Here is a 2253-nt window from a genome sequence, read left to right as displayed (position 1 = left end):
AGGAAGCAATGTCTCAATCCTAGCCCATTGATCATCTCGAAGTGCATAGCGACGTGTCATCTCTTACTTTTTAGGCCAAAGTAGACAATCATACACGCTTATCCAAGCATTTGATGACAGGCCCTAACACAAGCACATCACCGACATACAATAGGAAAAAACGTCTGCCCTCTCGGTGTCGAAACCATTCTGGAACAACTCTTGCAACACACGTTTCACGCTAACGCCTCTGCATCGTGAAATAACAGGAGAACCGATGACCTCTCACGCCCCTGAAACCCTAAGCGCTTATCTGCACCCTGCTGAATCTGCTACTCACCCCAGAGCGCCATGACGCGGTGCTGCTCCAGTTACAGCGCATCGCAGAGATGGCGCAGCCGCTGATGGACTATCCGCTGGAGATGCATGAAGAGATCGCGGGGGTTTATCAATTATGACCCTCCCGTTGTCGATGGCGGAACTCACCGCGTTATCCATCACCCAACTGCAACAACATCTGCAACGCGGAGAACTTGCCGCCCGTGAGATCGCTGACATTACGCTGGATGCCATCGCGCAGCGGCACCCAATGTTAAATGCCTATACCCAGGTAACAGGCCAGCGTATGCAACAAGAGGCCGATGCGCTGGATGCGAGACGCCTGCGCGGTGACGTTTTGCCAGCGTTGGCAGGTGTGCCTTATGCGGTAAAGAACCTGTTTGACGTTGCTGGAGAAACCACGCTGGCAGGCGCACAGCTGTTTGCCGACCATCCCCCCGCCAAACGCGATGCGTTTGCGCTGCGCCAGTTAAGCGCCAGCGGTGACCTGCTTTCCGGCATGCTGAATATGGATGCTTACGCCTACGGTTTCACCACCGAAAACACCCATTACGGCCCGACTCGCCATCCACTCGATCCAACCCGTATCGCAGGAGGATCCTCAGGTGGTTCCGCCGCAGCGGTCGGCGCGGGGCTGGTGCACTTTTCACTTGGCAGCGACACCAATGGATCGATTCGGGTGCCCGCGTCCCTGTGCGGCATTTTTGGCCTGAAGCCGACGTTTGGCCGGTTATCTCGTGAAGGTAGCCACCCGTTTGTTGCCAGCCTCGATCATATCGGCCCAATGGCGCGCCGCACGGAGGATTTGGCCCAGGTGTTCGATGCCTTACAAAGCATTGATAGTGACGATCGTTTTCAGCGCTCACAGCCGCTCCTTTCGACGGCTTCCCGCTTGCAGGAAGGCTCGCGTGGCCTGCGCAGTGCCGTGCTTTCCGGTTACTTTAGTGAAGCCTGCGATGGTGATACGCGCGATGCCGTGCAACGTGTTGCACACGCGCTTGCGGCCAACGAAGAAAGAACCATCGCCCAGGCCGAACTGGCTCGCACCGCCGCCTTTATTCTCTCTGCCAGCGAAGGGGGCAACCGTTATCTCTCCGCCCTGCGCCACGCGCCTGAAAAATTTGAGCCGCACTCACGTGAACGCCTGACGGCGGGAGCCATGCTGCCTTCTGCCTGGTATCTATAGGCTCAGCGTTTTCGTGACGTCTTTCGCCGTCAGGTATTACCGCTGTTTGAACACGTGGACCTGCTGATTGCCCCGGCGACACCGTGCTGCGCCACCCTTATCGGCCAGGAAACGATGCGAATCAATCACACCGATCTGCCCGTACGCGCCAGTATGGGCATGTTGACTCAGCCTATTTCGTTTGTCGGGCTTCCCGTCGTCACCGTGCCGTTGATGACCACAAAAGGGTTGCCGATTGGCGTGCAACTTAATTGCCGCCCCCTGGAGGGAAGATATTTGTCTGCGTGCTGCCTGGGCACTGGAACAATCCGGCGTGGTCAGCGCCATTTCCTGCCAGTAAAGAAGGTGAAATAGCATTGTAGGGGGATGCCTGTGGGCATCCTTAGGTTGCTGGCAACGTTATCTAAAACAGTTATTCCCCCCTCCACCACCGTCATTCCCGCGTAGGCGGGAATCTTTGGCAGATGAAACGCGTTTCTCCTCACAGAGATCCCCGGCTTTCGCCGAGGATGACGAAAAGGGAAAGTGACTTTGTCATCAGCCTGAGAAGACCCGAATGTATCTTCTATTTCGGTGTGCATCACAGGCAAATATAAAGCATTGACAGTGGTATTCTCCCTCTTTCGGGCTTTGTTGAATAAATCAGAACTTGTAACGACTGTGCCCCATCGGGTCGATTGTTACGTGATGCGAATACTGTTCGGCATTCCTAATAGCGTGATCCGGTTAAGCGCTTTGACCATCGCCAT

At 55.5% G+C, this 2253-nt stretch carries 1 protein-coding gene and 2 pseudogenes; 2 read left to right on the top strand and 1 reads right to left on the bottom strand.

What is annotated here, in order from left to right:
• Positions 1–290 precede the first annotated feature (290 nt).
• Together ACTBDZ_RS17185 and ACTBDZ_RS17180 are read left to right on the top strand one after the other, a co-directional pair.
• Positions 291–437: an AtzG-like protein gene (locus tag ACTBDZ_RS17185; protein WP_438816191.1), complete on the top strand. Its 147-nt coding sequence runs from the start codon at positions 291–293 to the stop codon at positions 435–437.
• Positions 438–451: 14 nt separating this feature from the next.
• Positions 452–1844 (top strand): annotated as a pseudogene (locus ACTBDZ_RS17180) (AtzE family amidohydrolase).
• Between the two features lie 340 nt (positions 1845–2184).
• Here ACTBDZ_RS17180 and ACTBDZ_RS17175 read toward each other — a convergent pair.
• Positions 2185–2253: pseudogene (locus ACTBDZ_RS17175) on the bottom strand (surface-adhesin E family protein); the annotation flags it as partial.

The organism is Symbiopectobacterium sp. (assembly GCF_051710365.1).
Lineage (GTDB): Bacteria > Pseudomonadota > Gammaproteobacteria > Enterobacterales > Enterobacteriaceae > Symbiopectobacterium.
Note: the sequence above shows the minus strand (reverse complement) of the source record. Positions and strands in the feature narration are given on the sequence as shown.